Annotated in this window: 15 protein-coding genes and 2 pseudogenes; 12 read left to right on the top strand and 5 right to left on the bottom strand. The window is 42.5% G+C overall.

Translation table 11 applies throughout. The features are described from left to right. Window positions 1-7: 7 nt before the first annotated feature. Both ACK5MF_RS18525 and ACK5MF_RS18520 read left to right on the top strand, forming a co-directional pair. Complete coding sequence (locus ACK5MF_RS18525; protein ID WP_416924001.1) at window positions 8-505, top strand: response regulator; 498 nt, start codon at window positions 8-10, stop codon at window positions 503-505. A gap of 185 nt (window positions 506-690) precedes the next feature. Continuing rightward, complete coding sequence (locus tag ACK5MF_RS18520) at window positions 691-1,236, top strand: hypothetical protein (protein ID WP_416924000.1); 546 nt, start codon at window positions 691-693, stop codon at window positions 1,234-1,236. A gap of 62 nt (window positions 1,237-1,298) precedes the next feature. Here ACK5MF_RS18520 and ACK5MF_RS18515 read toward each other — a convergent pair whose 3' ends face one another. After that, window positions 1,299-1,898, bottom strand: coding sequence for a TfoX/Sxy family DNA transformation protein (locus tag ACK5MF_RS18515; protein WP_416923999.1), 600 nt, complete (start codon window positions 1,896-1,898; stop codon window positions 1,299-1,301). Between the two features lie 361 nt (window positions 1,899-2,259). On the opposite strand from ACK5MF_RS18515, the pseudogene ACK5MF_RS18510 reads away from it, so the two are divergent. The 7 genes and pseudogenes from ACK5MF_RS18510 to ACK5MF_RS18480 all read left to right on the top strand — a co-directional run. Next, window positions 2,260-3,162, top strand: a pseudogene (locus ACK5MF_RS18510) (HDOD domain-containing protein); the annotation flags it as partial. A 28-nt stretch (window positions 3,163-3,190) separates the two neighbouring features. Continuing rightward, the gene (locus ACK5MF_RS18505) at window positions 3,191-4,096 is read left to right on the top strand and encodes a lysine exporter LysO family protein (RefSeq protein WP_416923998.1); all 906 of its coding nucleotides are present in this window, start codon (window positions 3,191-3,193) and stop codon (window positions 4,094-4,096) included. A gap of 133 nt (window positions 4,097-4,229) precedes the next feature. Continuing rightward, window positions 4,230-4,742, top strand: a complete 513-nt coding sequence (locus tag ACK5MF_RS18500; protein ID WP_416923997.1) for a hypothetical protein — start codon at window positions 4,230-4,232, stop codon at window positions 4,740-4,742. 127 nt (window positions 4,743-4,869) lie between these two features. Continuing rightward, window positions 4,870-6,519 carry a pyridoxal-dependent aspartate 1-decarboxylase PanP gene (gene panP / locus ACK5MF_RS18495; protein WP_416923996.1) on the top strand — a complete coding sequence of 550 codons (1,650 nt, stop codon included), beginning with the start codon at window positions 4,870-4,872 and terminating at the stop codon, window positions 6,517-6,519. Between the two features lie 299 nt (window positions 6,520-6,818). Next, entirely contained in the window at window positions 6,819-7,673 is an 855-nt protein-coding gene (locus ACK5MF_RS18490) for a MurR/RpiR family transcriptional regulator (protein WP_416923995.1), read from the top strand. A gap of 230 nt (window positions 7,674-7,903) precedes the next feature. Beyond that, window positions 7,904-8,170 carry a GrxA family glutaredoxin gene (locus tag ACK5MF_RS18485; RefSeq protein ID WP_102940607.1) on the top strand — a complete coding sequence of 89 codons (267 nt, stop codon included), beginning with the start codon at window positions 7,904-7,906 and terminating at the stop codon, window positions 8,168-8,170. A 172-nt stretch (window positions 8,171-8,342) separates the two neighbouring features. Next, a complete protein-coding gene (locus ACK5MF_RS18480) occupies window positions 8,343-10,025 on the top strand; it encodes an aspartate:alanine antiporter (RefSeq protein WP_416923994.1) in 1,683 nt (560 codons plus the stop codon). A 236-nt stretch (window positions 10,026-10,261) separates the two neighbouring features. Here ACK5MF_RS18480 and fabV read toward each other — a convergent pair whose 3' ends face one another. The 3 genes from fabV to ACK5MF_RS18465 form a co-directional block, all read right to left on the bottom strand. Next, on the bottom strand, window positions 10,262-11,464 hold the full coding sequence (fabV, locus tag ACK5MF_RS18475; protein WP_416923993.1) for an enoyl-ACP reductase FabV: 1,203 nt from the start codon (window positions 11,462-11,464) through the stop codon (window positions 10,262-10,264). Between the two features lie 174 nt (window positions 11,465-11,638). Continuing rightward, a complete protein-coding gene (locus ACK5MF_RS18470) occupies window positions 11,639-13,921 on the bottom strand; it encodes an acyl-CoA dehydrogenase (protein WP_416923992.1) in 2,283 nt (760 codons plus the stop codon). A 45-nt stretch (window positions 13,922-13,966) separates the two neighbouring features. Then, the gene (locus ACK5MF_RS18465; protein ID WP_416923991.1) at window positions 13,967-14,596 is read right to left on the bottom strand and encodes a TetR/AcrR family transcriptional regulator; all 630 of its coding nucleotides are present in this window, start codon (window positions 14,594-14,596) and stop codon (window positions 13,967-13,969) included. 673 nt (window positions 14,597-15,269) lie between these two features. On the opposite strand from ACK5MF_RS18465, the gene ACK5MF_RS18460 reads away from it, so the two are divergent. From ACK5MF_RS18460 to ACK5MF_RS18450, 3 genes are all read left to right on the top strand, one after another. Beyond that, window positions 15,270-15,944, top strand: coding sequence for a response regulator transcription factor (locus tag ACK5MF_RS18460; RefSeq protein ID WP_416923990.1), 675 nt, complete (start codon window positions 15,270-15,272; stop codon window positions 15,942-15,944). Then, a complete protein-coding gene (locus ACK5MF_RS18455) occupies window positions 15,944-17,206 on the top strand; it encodes a sensor histidine kinase (protein WP_416923989.1) in 1,263 nt (420 codons plus the stop codon). The genes ACK5MF_RS18460 and ACK5MF_RS18455 overlap by 1 nt, the downstream gene beginning before the upstream one ends. 76 nt (window positions 17,207-17,282) lie before the next feature. Beyond that, window positions 17,283-17,540 carry a DUF1496 domain-containing protein gene (locus ACK5MF_RS18450; protein WP_416923988.1) on the top strand — a complete coding sequence of 86 codons (258 nt, stop codon included), beginning with the start codon at window positions 17,283-17,285 and terminating at the stop codon, window positions 17,538-17,540. 60 nt (window positions 17,541-17,600) lie between these two features. On the opposite strand, the pseudogene ACK5MF_RS18445 reads toward ACK5MF_RS18450, so the two are convergent. Further along, window positions 17,601-17,808 (bottom strand): annotated as a pseudogene (locus tag ACK5MF_RS18445) (group II intron reverse transcriptase/maturase); the annotation flags it as partial.

Raw genomic sequence — 17,808 nt, 5'->3', positions numbered from 1 at the left:
AACTAACATGAACAAATTCATGATTTTATGTGTCGATGATGAACGAGAAGTCCTTGATAGCGTCATTCAAGACATCGACTGTTTTGAGGAAAATTTTATCATCGAAGCCGCTCAATCGGTTAGCGAGGCAAAATCTGTTATCGAAGAGAATAGAGAGCACGGCGTATCTTTAGCACTCATCTTGTGCGACCACATCATGCCTGAGCAGACAGGCATTAGCTTTTTAATTGAACTAAATGAAGAACCAGATACGGCAAAAACTCGTAAAGTACTGTTAACGGGTCAAGCAGGGCTCAATGACACGGTAGAAGCGGTTAATCACGCCAGCTTAGACTTTTTTGTTGCCAAACCATGGATGGGCGAACAACTTAGGCAAGCAGTAAAAGAACAACTTACTTATTATGTTATTGAAAATGAAAAAGATCTTCTGCCTTGGGTAAAAGTGTTAGATACCGAGAAGCTCCTCAATGCTATCGCAGCGAAACGGGTAGATTTTGGTGAATAAACGCATAAAAAACTGGCATTTAACTTGCTAAGGTTTTACAAACGACAAAACTATGACATTTTTTGATGGTTTCTTGATACATCAATGCTTTATGATGTCACAAGAGTTAAGGCTGGATTCACGAGCTAATGAATCCTACTTTAGAACCATGGAATTAACGATAAAAATACAGGTTTACCGTAACTATGCGTAAAACAATCATTGCAGCAGCACTACTTATTGCCTCGGGACAAACTTTTGCCGAAGTTGACCGTAACAGTCCATCAATTATGAGCAACTTCAGCTATGACTATGCAGAAGCTCGTATTGGTGCAAGTCCAATGACTTTTGGTGCTGGTATCAGCAAATCAGTACACCCTAATGCACACGTTGTCGCACGCATCGATTCTGAACTTGAAAGCGACTACGATGCCGCGTTCGGCTTTGGTTTCCACGCTCCAGTAAACAACTGGGCAGATTTCACTGGTGAGATGCTATTTCGTGTTCAAGATGTAGAAGATCATTCAACGGATACCGGAATGGAATTAAATCTTGGTATTCGCCAATGGCTTGGTCCACAACTTGAAGTTGGCGGTAAAGCTGGATACGTATCTATTGAAGACAACGATGACTGGATTGCTTCGTTTTACGGTCGTTTCCACTCAACTGAATTATTCTCGCTTGGTGTAGAAGCTCGCTTTAACGATTTTTATGGCGACCAAATTATGTTCACAACTCGCTTTAAGCTGTAGTTCAAAAGTTTATCTACGAAAAAAGCCGAAGTTTTTTAGAACTTCGGCTTTTTTATTTTTTATCAGTCGTTAGGCCGTCGACAACTTTCTAAAAGTTGGCGCTTTTTAGGCTCTTGAATCAGTTTCCAATGAATACCTTCTATCGCTCCGGCAAACTTCCACAGTAACTTAATATCAACATCATTACCGTAAATCTGGCAAACTTTGTTGAACACAGCGGGTGCTCCCAATTGAATAAAAGTCTCTACGTCAGTTATTCCGGACCTTTTAACCATCCTCTCGTGTGTGAGTTGCATATTAGGTAAATCACGTAAGCGACTATTAACCGATGACTTTTGATTCACACGCTCAGAGACAGCATTGTTAATTGAAGCACTGATGATGCTATCTAGCTCATCATTGCCGCAAACGTAGAGATCGGTAATGTCATAGTAATTTACAGTTGCTACCGTTTGTTTTTTAACATGACGATATTTTTCACAACCTAATGAGGTTAACTTTTCGTCTAACACCTCTCCACCACGGATGTATATGCTGTTGTTTGCTAACAACGCATACATAGCATCTCCTAGGAATAAACCCATACCACCAAACATTGAACGTCGTTGGCTTTTGCCAAACTTATTTACATAATCGAAAAATGTTTGCTCTACCATAGTCATTGACCCTTTAATCAAATTCCCCGATTAAGAAAGATCACCAGATAGCAGTACAATTTAGCGAATAAAATTAATGAGTTAATTTACAGCATCTCATTCATAAAAGGATGCCTAATTGTTATAGACACATCATAATTAACGAAGAGAATTAAGTCAGTGCATATTTCACAATCAAACATTTTTTTATTAATTATGGAATATCACTCGCATGAATAGATTTTTAAGTAATTCGCCATTAAAAATGATTTCAAAAATCCGATTTTGGCTTGCAATAGAAAAAATTCGTCGCTTTAAGAGGTAATCTGTTGCCTATTTGCATTAGCGAAAGTTAAAATCACGTTACATTTGTATACGACTACTTGTTATGAATCACTTATCCTTTTACTGGCTTCCTGACAACAAACGACTACTCATTAAGGGAATCGAGAGCGAGTTTGCGAAACTTGTGGAGACTTCGGTCAGTACAGGGAAAATAACACTCCCACCGATCCCTGAAGTCGTTTTAACACTGCAAAAAATAACGTCTCTGGAATCAACCACTATTTCTGATGTCGTCAATTGCCTCGCCGATGACCCGAGTCTCGCTGCTATTGTGATCCGTATTGCGAACTCTGTTATTTTTAACCGTCGCAACATCACATGTACCGATCTACTGACTGCCGTTTCTCGATTGGGGATTCTACGTGTAAGAGATATAGCTACCGCTCAGGCTATAGAGCAGTTAAAGCACTCGGTGAACTTAAGTATGGAGTGCAATAAGATTTTGGTACATAGCGCTACGATTTCTCGTGAACTGGGCGCGACTATGGTACTGGTTACGCAGGCATTTAAAGAACTCGAGCCAGAAAAATATCATCACCTAGAACAAGAAAAAGCCTTGTTGGTCGGCTTACTAGCCGACATTGGTTTGTTCTGTTTGGTTAATGAGTACCATCTTTATTTAGAAAACGGCAACTATCTTGATCAGGATATTGCGCTGCAAATTTTCCATTCCCGCTGCTCTGAAACAAGCCATTTAGTATTAAAACACTGGGGATTTGATAGTGACTTTTTAAATGTCTGTTGCAACAAACAAGATGTGGAACATTCTGTCGAAGTCAGTTACCTTGATGTCGCACGAATATCAAACCATTTGCTCATGTTCAGAAAACATGACGACGCCATTGATGATCATGAGGTGGAAATCAGTACAACGGGTGCGGAAGTGCTCTATAACCTCAGTAACCTCAGTGATACAGATTTCAATTCAAAACTTAGAGCGGTTATATTTCTAAACCCTATTTTTCGAGGATTGTATGCTTTCAGGGATGTTGTTTATCTTTGCCCCACTAGTATTTGGGTATCTATTTTCTATTCAAAATAAAACTTGGCTTGCAAAACTTAACAGCGCAACTGCGTCGTTAGTTTATGTCATTTTGTTCCTCATGGGATTAAGCCTCGCCTCTTTAGATAATTTGGGCGATAACCTGCAGCTCATTATTAAATACACTGCCGTATTTTTCTTAGTCATTGGTAGCTGTAACTTGCTGGTATTACCTTTGGTCGACAAGTGTTTGCCTCTCGAAACTGACATCAGCCACAGCAAGCTGCCTCTTTCGAGAATGGCGTTTGAATCTGCAAAACTGATCCTGGTTGTTGGCGGAGGATTAGTCATTGGCGTGCTACTGGGTTTTGACTTAAGTTGGGTAGATAATGCCATTGAGTGGATTTTGTTTGCTCTTCTGTTCTTTATTGGCATTCAATTAAGAAACAGTGGGCTATCCTTAGGTCAAATTTTACTCAACAAACAAGGTATGATTATCGCGACAGTGATCGTCGCAACCAGTCTAGTTGGTGGTGTCATTGCATCATTTATTTTGGATATCTCACTTTATCAAGGCTTGGCCATGGCATCAGGTTTTGGCTGGTATTCTCTGGCCGGTATTTTAATGGGTGATGCCTTTGGTCCTGTGTTTGGTGGTGCATCTTTTCTGATTGAGCTGCTACGGGAACTGATATCCCTTATTTTAATTCCAATGTTTATTGGTCGAATGCCTTGTACTTCCATCGGTTATGCAGGAGCGACAGCTATGGACTTTACACTTCCGGTTATTCAAACAACAGGTGGCGTCCGTTGTGTGCCTGTCGCAATAGTCAGCGGGTTTATACTTAGCTTGCTTGTGCCAATTTTGATGCTATTTTTTGTATCTCTCTCGCACTAATCGCACGAGAATTTATGTACATTATGAAACGCTTATAAAAGACAAATTTGTCAGCCCAACATAAAAAGAAATGCCAGCGTATCAGAACAAGATCCGCGAGAGCATAATAACAATAGTTAACAAAGGAACAGTTATGAAACGCCTTCTAACCACACTACTTCTTTCAGCCACATCTCTAAGTGTAGCTGCCGCAGATAATCAGTGCTTTGCTGGTAAGTATGACGCATACATCGACGCTTCATTGGGGTGGTATGAAGATCTAGCACAACTGACTACAGATAATTACCCCGAACTGGCGGATGTTAGCCAGTGGTTTCTCGAAGGTCGTAAACACCACTTCGAACTTAACCGTGCGGCGGTACACTACTACCTCGATCACGATGCATCAAAAGTTGCTACCAGCCAACCTGTCGAAGCTTGGTTAAAACTCGAACAGCACGACATTAAAGTTCTTGCGTCACGCAGTGATGATTTAGGTAAAATCGCCAAAACAACCTTCGATGATCGCCAATCAAAGCCGCACGAAAAAAATTATGAATTACGTTCCGCATTTGCAGAGCTGTTAAGCCATCCGAAACAAATCGATACTGCGCTTAACCGTTACAACACTGCGATTGCGAAACTAGAAAAAATTGAATGTAAGTAAAAGTACATTTTTTAGCTCATAATTTTCGTAATTTAGGCTTTCCGAATTAACACGGGACATTAGTCCCTTTTTCGTTTAGATTGTCCCGCTTGCAACCCAAAAACGACAACTATTATATAGACGCGCCATGGTATCAGAACAAAGAACCGCTGATGCGAACTTCGAATCTCTACTTCGAATCTTCACCGTACCAGAAGGTCCAGACTCAACGCTGACCAAAATAGAAGAAGAACTCTCACGCAATCTAAATAAATTTTTGCGAGAGCATATTGTTGCTGAAGAAAAATCACTCAAAGATATCGAAAAAGATTTCTCACACGCTCACATACCCGAACAACCAGAATTCGTCTCTGACCATACTCAGCATCTGCTAGACACTCTGGTATCGCACTCTGTCCATACCGCTTCGCCAAGCTTTATTGGGCATATGACTTCGGCATTGCCCTATTTCTTGATGCCGCTGTCTAAAATTATGATCGCGTTGAACCAAAACTTGGTCAAGATTGAAACATCCAAAGCCTTTACGCCATTGGAACGCCAAGTGCTTGGCATGTTGCACCGCCTAATTTACGGTCGTGATGACAACTTTTATTCCTCTTGGATGCACAGCGCGGAACATTCGCTAGGTGCATTTTGCTCCGGCGGCACTATTGCGAATATCACTGCCCTTTGGGTCGCTCGCAATAAAGCGTTAAAGGCTCAAGGCAGTTTTAAAGGCGTTGAAAAGGAAGGTTTATTCAAAGCCATGAAACACTATGGCTATGAAGGTTTAGCTGTACTTGTTTCCGAGCGTGGTCATTACTCTCTTAAGAAAGCGGCCGACGTTTTAGGTATTGGCCAAGAAGGTTTGGTGTCGGTAAAAACCGTGGATAACAACCGAATCTGCCCGCAAGATCTTCAAGATAAAATAACTCAGCTCAAACAGCAAAATATCAAGCCGTTTGCCGTTATCGGTGTTGCTGGCACCACAGAAACGGGCAGTGTTGATCCGCTAAAAAAGATTGCAAAAATTTGTCAGGATGAAGGTTGTCATTTTCATGTCGATGCGGCTTGGGGTGGTGCAACTTTAATGTCGAACAACCATCGCCACTTACTTGACGGTATTGAACTAGCAGACTCAGTCACCATTGACGCTCATAAACAACTCTACATCCCGATGGGTGCTGGTATGGTGTTGTTCAAAGATCCTGACGCAATGAACTCGATTGAACATCATGCGCAGTATATTTTGCGTAAAGGTTCTAAAGATTTGGGCAGTCATACTTTGGAAGGGTCTCGCTCAGGAATGGCCATGCTTGTGTACGCAAGTATGCACATTATTAGCCGCGCTGGTTATGAGCTTTTGATTGATCAAAGTATTGCAAAAGCCCGCTATTTTGCTGATCTCATTAAAGCTCAACCTGATTTCGAACTGGTATCAGAACCTGAGTTATGTCTTCTGACTTATCGCTACCTGCCTGCTCACATTAAGCTGGCGTTAGAAAAAGCCGATGCTCAGCAAAAACTGGCTCTCAATGAACTACTCAATGAACTGACTAAGTTTGTACAAAAAACTCAGCGCGAAACAGGTAAATCATTCGTATCACGAACGCAATTGAATCCCAAATGTTGGGATCAGCTCGATACGATAGTATTCCGTGTTGTATTAGCTAACCCGTTAACCACTCATGAGATCCTTCACTGTGTATTAGAAGAACAACGTAAAATTGTTCTACAAGCGCCAAACTTAATGCAGCAGATTGAACAAACAGCGCAGAGCATCATCTTAAACGCGTAAAAACTTTAAAAGTTACAGCAAAATTGAAAATTACTTTCGATTTGCTGTAATTTTTTCGTCAATCATTGGTCAGTATTCTCCTATCTCGAGAATTCTCTACTAAAAACTGTAGTTTTTTTAATTTTTAGTTTGAGGCTTGTCATATTCTCATCATCCCGTAGATTTTTCGTTTCAGGATTCTTACAGCTTAGGTTTATACTGACAACATGGCGTTGGTCTTAGGAAATGTATTATTTCCTTGTTTTAGAATGGTCTATCCATGAAACCAACAAGTTGTTCTCTATGCCTGCGTGAACACTATGAATACATTAGAAAAAATTCAAAAAAATCTGGAAAACTTTAGCAAGTCAGAGCGTAAAGTAGCAGAAGTGATTATGGCTTCTCCGCAAACAGCTATTCACTCTAGCATTGCAACATTAGCTAAGATGGCTGATGTGAGTGAACCAACTGTAAACCGCTTTTGTCGTCGTTTAGATACTAAAGGCTTCCCTGATTTTAAATTGCATTTAGCACAAAGCCTTGCTAATGGAACTCCTTACGTTAACCGTAACGTGGAAGAGGACGATGGTCCAGACGCATACACTCATAAGATTTTTGAATCGACTATGGCGTGCCTGGATGTAGCGAAAAACAGCTTAGAGCCAATGCAAATCAACCGTGCAGTTGATCTACTGACACAGGCTAAGCGTATTTCATTCTTTGGTCTTGGCGCTTCTTCCGCCGTCGCTCGCGATGCACAAAACAAGTTTATTCGCTTTAATATTCCAATTAGTTGTTTTGAAGATATCGTAATGCAACGCATGAGCTGCATTAACTGTACCGATAACGACGTTATCGTACTTATCTCTCATACAGGCAGAACGAAGAGTCAAGTTGAGATTGCAAATCTGGCTCGAGAAAACGGTGCAACAGTGATCGCGATTACAGCCAAGGATTCTCCGTTAGATAAAGCGGCATCTTTATCTATTTGTTTGGAAATTCCAGAAGACACTGATGTTTATATGCCAATGGCTAGCCGTGTTGTTCAAATGACCATCATCGATGTGTTAGCAACAGGGTTTACTCTGCGCCGAGGCTCAGGTTTCCGTGAAAACCTCAAGAGAGTTAAAGAAGTATTAAAAGACTCTCGCTATGACAAGTCTTCACAATTCTAAAAAAACGGAGCATAAGCTCCGTTTTCTATTTCCCTTTTTCTGCTCTCAATTGATGAATAATCGTTGCTCATGAAAAGCTACATGTTTATTCGAACTCTTTATTATGCGAGAACATACTGAATACACTTACTTTTCAATAGGTTTTAGCTATTAAAACAAGTGATAAATGCAGCTTTATTTTCTATGTTGGATCGGGCATAGTAGTCTCAAATAAATTATAGGAGAAAGAGATGTTCGCAGTTATTTTTGGTCGCCCAGCTTGCCCTTATTGTGTTCGTGCTAAAGAGCACGCTGAAACGCTAAAAGCAAAACGTGACGATTTTAATTACCGTTATGTTGATATTCATGCTGAAGGTATCTCAAAGGCTGATCTTGAAAAAACGGTTGGTAAACCAGTAGAAACTGTGCCACAAATTTTCCTTGATCAAGTACACATTGGTGGTTGTACTGAATTTGAAGCTTACGCGAAAGAGCACCTAGGTTTGTTCGACGAGTAAGAATGCAAATTGCTGCATAAAAACGATTGCTAGAAAGCCCGCATTTTTATGCGGGCTTTTTTATTGATGATCGACAGGTTTATTCAATAATTTAATTATTTTTTTTGTTATTACGTTAGAATCGTCACACTTTATAGTTCTACTGTTGCACATGTAATAATTGAGATAATTTGTGAACATCGACGTCGTCCTTTTACTTGAACAAAACCCGATATTGCTAATTTTTGTCGTATTAGCACTTGGCTTAACTATCGGCAAAATTCGTTTTGGTAGCTTACAGTTAGGCAATTCCATCGGGGTACTCATTACCTCCCTGCTAATGGGACATTTAGGGTTTTATATCAACCCAGAAACATTAACTATCGGCTTTATGCTGTTCATCTATTGCGTCGGCATTGAAGCTGGGCCAAATTTCTTTGGTATATTTTTCCGCGATGGAAAAGATTATCTCATTTTAAGTTTGGTGGTGTTGTCTAGTGCAACTTGGATCACTTATTTTGGTGGCTACTACCTTCAGCTCGATTTCGGCTTATCTGCAGGTATGATGGCAGGCGCCTTAACCTCAACACCGGTGTTAGTCGGTGCTCAAGATGCGCTCAGCTCAGGACTGGCTGAAGTACCGCGCAATATGGCACTGTCGAGGATTCACGAAAACATGTCTGTCGGCTATGCCATGGCGTATTTGATCGGCTTAATCAGCATGATCCTATTTGCCAAGTTATTACCAAGACTACAGAAACAAAACCTTTCAGACTCAGCTCAGCAAATCGCACAAGAACGTGGTATTGGGGGTAACGGTCACCGTAAGGTTTATCTACCGATAATTCGTGCTTATCGCGTTGGTCCAGAACTGATTAAGTGGGTCGATGGACGTAACCTTCGAGAACTGGGTATTTACGGTCAAACGGGCTGTTACATTGAACGAATCCGCCGCAATGGTATTCTGGCACACCCTGATGGTGAAGCGATTCTACAAGAAGGCGACGAAATTGCGCTCGTGGGCTACCCTGATAGCCACGCTCGCCTTGATTCTAGCTTCCGTGAAGGTAAAGAAGTTTTCGACCGCAACTTACTGGATTTACGCATCTCAGAAGAAGAAATCGTGGTTAAGAACGATAAATTTGCTCAAAAACGACTGTCTGATTTGAATCTCTCTGAGTACGGTTGTTTCCTTAACCGCGTAGTTCGTGCTCAAGTTGAAATGCCGATGGACTTAGACATAGTGTTGGCAAAAGGCGATATCCTGCAAGTCAGCGGTGAGAAGAGCAAAGTTTTAGGCTTAGCGGAAAAAATCGGTTTCATTTCTATTCATAGCCAAATGGCAGACTTGCTTGCGTTCTGCAGTTTCTTTATTTTGGGCATTCTTTTCGGTTTGGTGACCATGACATTTGGTCAAGTCTCATTCGGATTAGGTAACGCAGTAGGTCTGTTACTTTCAGGCATAACGCTTGGTTTTTTACGTGCCAACCACCCTACTTTCGGTTATGTACCGCAAGGTGCACTAAACATGGTGAAAGACCTAGGTTTAATGTTCTTTATGGCTGGTATCGGTTTAAGTGCCGGCGGCAACATGTTTCAACATCTATCTGAAGTTGGTGTACAAGTTCTGGGGCTAGCATTCTTAGTCAGCTTTGTCCCTGTGGTACTTGCGTACTTAGTAGGTGCTTATTTGTTGAAGATGAACAGAGCGCTGTTGTTTGGTGCCATCATCGGTGCGCGTACTTGCGCTCCTGCGATGGACATCGTAAACGAATACGCTAAATCGACTATTCCGGCTTTAGGTTACGCTGGCACTTACGCCATTGCGAACATACTAATGACACTGACCGGTACGATAATCATTCTATTGTTCTAGGCGTGTACGGCACTGCCAGAATAAAGGTGGCAAATAAAAGATAAACAAAAAGGCGCTTATAAAAAGCGCCTCAGACTGATGACAAACTCAATATCGTCATTCCTGCGAAGGCAGGAATCCAAATCCTAGCATCATCCACAAGAGCGAGATCCCGGATAAATACTGCGTATTTTCCGGGATGACGGATATAAATCGAACACCTACTTTGCCAACAAACTCAGGCGCTTATAAAAAGATTAGATATCGATAACATCAAATGCTACTTCTGCACTCACATCTGCATCGTAATCTACACCTTCGATACCGAAGCCGAACAGTTTTAGGAACTCTTCTTTGTAGAGTTCGTAATCTGTCAACGCTTTTAGGTTCTCAGTAGTAATTTGAGGCCATAGGTCGCTACAGTGTTTTTGGATATCTTCACGAAGTTCCCAGTCATCCAAACGCAGACGGTTTTTCTCGTCTGTTTCTGGCGCAGTGCCGTCTTCTTTATATAGACGTTGACTGAACATGCGGTAGATTTGCTCCATGCAACCTTCATGGATGCCTTCTTCACGCATTTTTTTGAATACCATCGCAATGTACAGAGGCATTACCGGAATTGCAGAACTTGCTTGAGTCACAACAGACTTAAGCACCGCTACGTTTGCAGTACCGCCTGTTGCAGATAGCTTCTCGTTCAGAGCTGCTGCTGCACGGTCTAGGTCCATCTTCGCACGGCCTAATGCACCATCCCAATAGATTGGCCAAGTTAGCTCAGTACCGATGTAGCTGTAAGCTACTGTTTTACAACCTTCAGCCAGAACGCCGCCTTCTTCAAGCGCTTGCATCCAAAGTTCCCAGTCCTGACCACCCATTACAGTAATCGTGTCTTGGATCTCTTCTTCAGTTGCTGGTTCTACACTTGCTTCGATGATAACGTCTTTGTTGGTATCAACCGCAGTTGAAGTGTAAGTCTCACCAATTGGTTTTAGTGAAGAACGAATAACTTCGCCTGTTTCAGGCATTTTACGAACAGGAGATGCTAACGAGTATACAACCAAGTCAATTTGACCTAGATCTTGCTTAATAAGCTCTACTGCTTTTTGTTTCGCTTCGTTTGAGAAAGCGTCGCCATTTAGGCTTTTTGCGTACAGACCTTGTTCGTGAGCAAGTTTGTCAAATGCTGCTGCATTGTAGAAACCGGCTGTACCCGTCTTCTTCTCTGAACCCGGTTTTTCAAAGAAAACACCGATAGTTGCAGCACCACCGCCAAATGCAGCAGCAATACGAGAAGATAGGCCATAACCACTTGAAGAACCGACAACAAGCACGCGCTTAGGCGCATTCTTGATTGGACCTTGTGCTTTAGTGTAAGCGATTTGTTCTTTTACATTAGCTTCACAACCCACTGGGTGCGTTGTTGTACAGATAAATCCGCGAATTTTAGGTTTGATGATCATATTCAACTTCCTTCAAAAATCTTCGCTAGGATAAAAGTTTCAACCACAAATCGCACCCTATTTCTGTCAAAACAGTCCAAATTAGCAAGTGGTTGGATCACTTCCTATCAATATTTTCACGTGACATAAAGAAGGCTTCACAATGGAAGCCTTCATATATGATCACTTTTATCCTCAAGCTACGTTATTTAGCTTAGGTTTCACTGTCTGATTGGTCAAAACTTTTGAAAAATCATGGCTAAAGTCATCCACTTGAATCGCCTTATAACGCAGTTTTTCGGCCGTCAAAATAGCATCAATTTCATCAGCAGTGAGCACGCCCGCTTCTTTTGCTTGAATTAAACGGTCTGCGAGTAAACCTTTACGGGCCACTTTACCCTCTTTCACGCCGCGATAGAGTTTCTTCTCAAGACCTTGAATAGCATAAAGCGACAGGAATGCTTTTTCCATCAAGCCAACATTGTCATCCTCACTCTTTCCGATATAGCAAAGATGTGTCAAACGGTCACGATGAGCGCCTGGAATCATTAAGCTTTCAGCCACAGCAAGCGTTAAATCGTTGCTTGGTGCTTGATAATGATTACCCAGCGGGAACAATAGACCTTTAAGCAACTTACCTACCGATTTATACGGGTAGTTTCGGTACACTTCGTTCATAGACTTGGCAGCATGGTACAAACAGTGTTGCATCGCGTAATGAACATAATTGAGGTCAGATTGCTGACGACCGTCATCTTCGTATTTCTTCAGTACCGCTGACGCCATGTATAAGTAGCTCAAGCCATCACCTAAACGGGCAGAGATCATCTCTTTACGTTTCAGTTCACCGCCAAGCGTTAACATCGCCATATCAGCACTCACTGCCAACACGCGGCTTAAACGAGTAAGTTGTTTGTAATAGGTTTTTGTTGGACCACTCATATGTGCTTTAACAAATGCAGAGCCTGTTAACGCCGCAGTAAGTGCACCAATCGAGTTTTTCGTTGCATGACCGATATGCTTGAACAGCAACTTATCGAACTCTTTCGCCCCTTCTTTTTCATCAGGGTTTGCTGCCGCTTCCATCTCTTTCAATACATATGGATGACAACGCGTCGCACCTTGACCGAAAATCATCAGGTTACGAGTAAGAATGTTTGCACCTTCTACCGTAATCGCGACCGGAATACCTAAGTAAAGACTCGCCAGATAGTTCATTGGACCATCTTGAATTGCACGCCCTGAGTGAATGTCCATTGAGTCATTCAAGACGATACGAGCAAGCTCGGTCATATGGTATTTGGCAATCGCAGTCACAATACCCGGCTTTTCTTTCAGATCCAGAGAAGTGGTTGTCAGTGTTCGGGTTGCTTCTAGCAGATACGTTAAACCTCCGATTCGACCTAGAGATTCAGCAACACCTTCAAATTTACCAATCGGCATACCAAACTGTTTACGAACGTAGGCATAGGCACCTGTGGTTCTGGCCGTTAGATGACCGATTGCTGCACCCAAAGCAGGCAGAGAAATACCGCGGCCAGCTGACAGACACTCCATCAGCATACGCCAACCCTTACCAGCGTAATCTGAGCCGCCAATCAGCCAATCCATTGGGATAAACACATCGTTACCGCGTGTTGGACCATTCATAAATGCAAGTCCGAGCGGATCATGGCGCTCACCAAGCTCTACCCCTTCGTGACTCGCAGGAATCAACGCACAGGTAATACCGATATCTTCTTTGTCACCGAGTAACTTTTCAGGGTCGCTCAGTTTGAATGCCAAACCAACCACTGTCGCCACAGGTGCTAGTGTGATATAGCGTTTATTCCAGCTTAAACGAATACCCAGAACTTCTTTACCTTGGTGTTTGCCGTAACAGACCACACCTTGGTCAGGAATACCACCCGCATCAGAACCAGCCTCTGGTCCTGTTAGTGCGAAACATGGAATATCGGTACCATCAGCAAGGCGCGGCAACCAATAGTCTTTTTGCTCCTGAGTACCGTAATGAGAAAGTAGCTCACCAGGTCCTAAAGAGTTAGGAACCATCACAGTTACTGCTGCACTGATTGAACGTGTCGCAATGCGTGAAACTATGGTTGAGTTTGCTAAAGCAGAAAACTCGCGACCACCATATTCAGCAGCGATGTTCAGGGAGAAGAAACGCTGTTTGCACATATATGTCCAGACATCTTCTGGCAAATCACGATCTTGCTTAACTATCTTGTAGTCATCCAGCATCTCGAGCAGTGTTTCCAGCTCGTTATCCATAAATGACTGCTCTTCAGCAGTAAATGAAGGCTTTGGGTACTGGTGAAGCTTTTGGAAATCTGGCTTGCCAGAAAATAACTCACCATCCCACCAGACACTGCCTGATTCCATTGCTTCTTTTTCAGTATTAGACAACGGTGGCAATACCTTCTTAAGTAATTTAAAGGCGGGACCACTTATCCATTTTTGTCGTAGAGAGCTCATTGTTCAGATCCTTTTGTTCACGGGGTTTTATTATTATTTTTAGCTTTATATTTTTGCTGCAACGCCGGCAGCAAGATATGGAATGATCTGGTCGACAACCACTTTTGTGTCAACCTTGCTTCCAAAATCATTTTCTGCGATTTCTGCTAGCGCCTTACTCGAAGCCATAGTGAAAACACATGTGCCCAAGGTAAAGTGCAGACGCCAAAACAGAGTCTCGCGCGTCAGTTCAGGATTCGCTTTCATTACCGAGTCAGTAAACAATTTCAATACATCTTGGTAACGAGTGGTGATAAACCAACGCAGATGTCCTTGCACGTCTGTATACCCTCGTCCAATCAACAACATAAAACGGCTAGTACCATGGGTACTGACTTTGTTGAGATTTTTCAAAGGTTGACGCAACGATTCAAACACCTCTTCCATGGAGTAAGATTCACGTTGGTTCAACGTAATCAGCGCTTTATGGACTTCAGGCATAAACGCCTCCAAGTAACGATTCAGTACTGCGCGAACCAAAGTTTTCTTATCACCAAAGTGATAGTTCACTGAGGCCAAATTGACTCCGGCCTTGCCGGTAATCGTTCTAAGCGAGGTATCTTTAAAGCCTTGCTCAGCAAAAAGCCCTTCAGCTACATCCAGTATTTTTTCTTTGGTACTACTTCTCGACGCCATTCATCACTCACAGGAGACACATAAATCAAACACCTGTTTGAAATATACTTCCGATACGCAAAATTAACAACAGATTAACATCACACTTTCCACACTTACTCTGTCCTTACTGCATTGTTGGAGCAAATAATGTTGCTTCAAATAAAGCAAAACAAAAAAATCAGAAAATTTTCACCGTTCATGGAACTAAATAAAAAACGTTTAGTCTTAATTAGTGTTCGTTGTTAGCGCATTAAGAGTTTTACAGGCCGTCAAACTGTTTTGTTCCCTAACAACACAAACACCACTGCTTTTCATATTTAACTCCAATTTTGTATCCGCCCAGATCGCTTTATGTTCTGGGCTTTTTTTATCTGTTTCAAACGACTTCTAATTAAAGTCATACCATTCTGGAAAACTTTTTGATCAGTGAATGGGTGTCGATAAGCAAACCCTCCGAGCCATGGATGGCTCGGCGGAGCCCCATGGAAGGCTGCTCTTATAAAAATAAGGCGTGTTTGTGTTCGACGCTCATTCGCTGTTCCACCGATGCTTAATCTGATCACACTTTTACTTAGATTGGTATCGCAAAGGGATTTGGCTTTTCTTGCAACGAAAATAGATGCAAGATAGTGCAAAATAGTTCTAGGCTTACACTGTCAGTAACAAGCTAAATATTTGAACGAGCGTTGAAATGAAGAAAATATTACTGGTTGAAGATAATCGAGAAGTGGCAGGAATCTTGTTTGATTACTTTGAAAGTGAAGGCATGGAACTCGATTATGCCGACAATGGCGAGCTTGGCCTTAAACTGGCTTTAGAAACCCCGTTCGATGCGATCATTTTAGATTTGATGTTACCGCGAATGGACGGCTTAACCGTTTGCGAAAAGCTTAGAGAAGCCGGCAATACCACCCCAGTGCTAATGCTTACCGCATTGGATAGCCGTGAAGATATGTTGAGCGGCTTCAAATATGGTGCCGATGACTACCTGACCAAACCTTTTGACCTCGAAATCCTTGAAGCCCGCTTACACGCAGTAATCAAACGCTACCGTCGAACAGTGACGGAAACGTCTCTCGAATTTGCTAGCCTACGCATCGATCAAAAAACGCATCAGGCGTATCGAGACGGCATCAAGCTTTCATTAAACCCAACCACCTATTCTATTTTGGAACTGCTTTGTCTGCGAGCACCCGATGTGGTTACTCGCGAAGAAATTACCGATATGCTTTGGCAGGATAACGAACCAAACAACGATGTGTTACGTAGCCATATTTACCAACTGCGTAACCAGTTAGATAAGCCTTTCGGGTCTTCTATGCTGGTCACCGTACCTAAAATTGGCTTCCGTTTGGAGAAGATATAATGAACCCCATTAGTTTTGCCAATACCCGAACTCTTACTGGTCAGTTGGCCCTATTTTTTACTGGTGTTGCTTTGGTTATGGGCTTAGCCAGTTACATCATTTTTTATACCGCGCTGCACTGGTCAGAAGATAAAGTGGGCGAGCGACGTATTGAAATAGATAAAAACGAAGCCATCACTCGCTTTATGAATGGTGAAGACGGCAAAATCACCATTGATGTGCTGACGAGCGCTTATAACGATGTCAACTTAGTCCCTGCGGAATATCACAAGTATTTTAAGGGCAGAGACAACTTCGTTGGCGAAGTGGGTAATGACCCGAATTCGGCTATGGTGTTTTTCAGCTATTACTATAAAGATGGCGAAAGAAAACCTTTGATCTTGCTGTCGGATATCAACCAAATAGAGTTCGGTCCTAATGAAACTCTGTTTGCAGGCCTTATTGTAATTACCTGTCTCGCAGGTCTACTGCTTATCTTCGGTAGTTTATTGATGCGTCTCTCGCAACGTCTGATTGCACCGATCAATAACCTGACCAAACAGTTGACTGAGCACAGCGGAAACGCAGCACATGTATTTGAAATACCTAACGGTGGTGCTACTGAATTCCAAATTCTTGCTGACCAACTGAATCAATATCGCCATGAGATTCACGGCCTACTCAAGCGTGAACAAGCATTCGCCCGTTATGCTAGTCATGAGTTAAGAACACCGCTAACGATAGTCAAAGGCGCCAACAAACTATTGGAACGCAATGTCGACAACGAGTTTCAACAACGCCAAATTATGCGAATCAACGAAGCGACATTACAAATGAGCACCATGGTCGATGCCCTGCTTGGGCTTGTTCGTTATGAACGCAGTGAAGACGAAGCTATTGTGAGAGAAGTAAGTAAAGCCGAGTTTGAAACCATTATTGACCACAACAGTGCACAGGCAAAAGACAAAGAGATTGACGTAGAACTGATTTTCCATCAAATGCCACAGCTTAAAGCGGCACCTGCGATTTTGAACATGGTGGTTGGCAACTTACTGCGTAATGCCATTGCTGCCACACATCAGGGTAGCGTAACTTTGGAAGTGTCTGCCAAATCGTTAGCCATCAGAGATAGTGGCCCTGGCTTGAACCAAACAAACAATCAAGATGGGCATGGTTTGGGATTGTTGATCGTCGATGACTTATGTCGTCGCTATCACTGGGATTTTTCACTTAACAATCGTCCTACTACCGGTTGCGAAGCCCTCATTATTTTTGGGCAATAAAGCTGCCCTTCACTTATCTGTATTCACCCAAGGTGGTCTGTTGGGTAACACCAATATGATCTATAAGGACAGAATTATGCTTAAGTATGTCACACTCATTTTGCTACTTATTAGCCCGACATCCATAGCGAAAACGATCACCACACCTGCGGAGCCCGTTCCTGTGATTGTCGATGGCAATGTGGGCAAACGGGTTTGCTACTATCAGGATCAAGCCTACTCAGAAGGCGCGCTACTACAAGTGGGTGAGCTGTATATGATTTGCCAAGCCGCAAACAAGTTTGAAACCAATGGCCAACTGAAATGGGTGCAGCTAGATAATGAAATCGAGTAGGGTGAGGCGTTACCGCCCCATCCCTCTCACAGAACCGTACGTACGGACCTCGTATACGGCTCATGCATACTTCCATTCAGCATAATTGCTAAACACATACCCTGTTCCTACTTGCTCAAGATTTACCAACCCCAGTTCGTTGAACCATTGGTTTGGCATCGCATAACTGGCTAGAGGACTTTGCGCATTTCTCCAACTACTCATTCGGATAAATCTAAACGGCGGCTTATATCCAAGCTGTTTTAGCCTTCTGTGCAACCGCTCCGGT

It is taken from the genome of Vibrio sp. (genome assembly GCF_047973365.1).
Classification (GTDB): Bacteria; Pseudomonadota; Gammaproteobacteria; order Enterobacterales; family Vibrionaceae; genus Vibrio.
The sequence above is the reverse complement of the archived record's forward strand: the minus strand, read 5'-3'. Positions and strand labels throughout refer to the sequence as shown.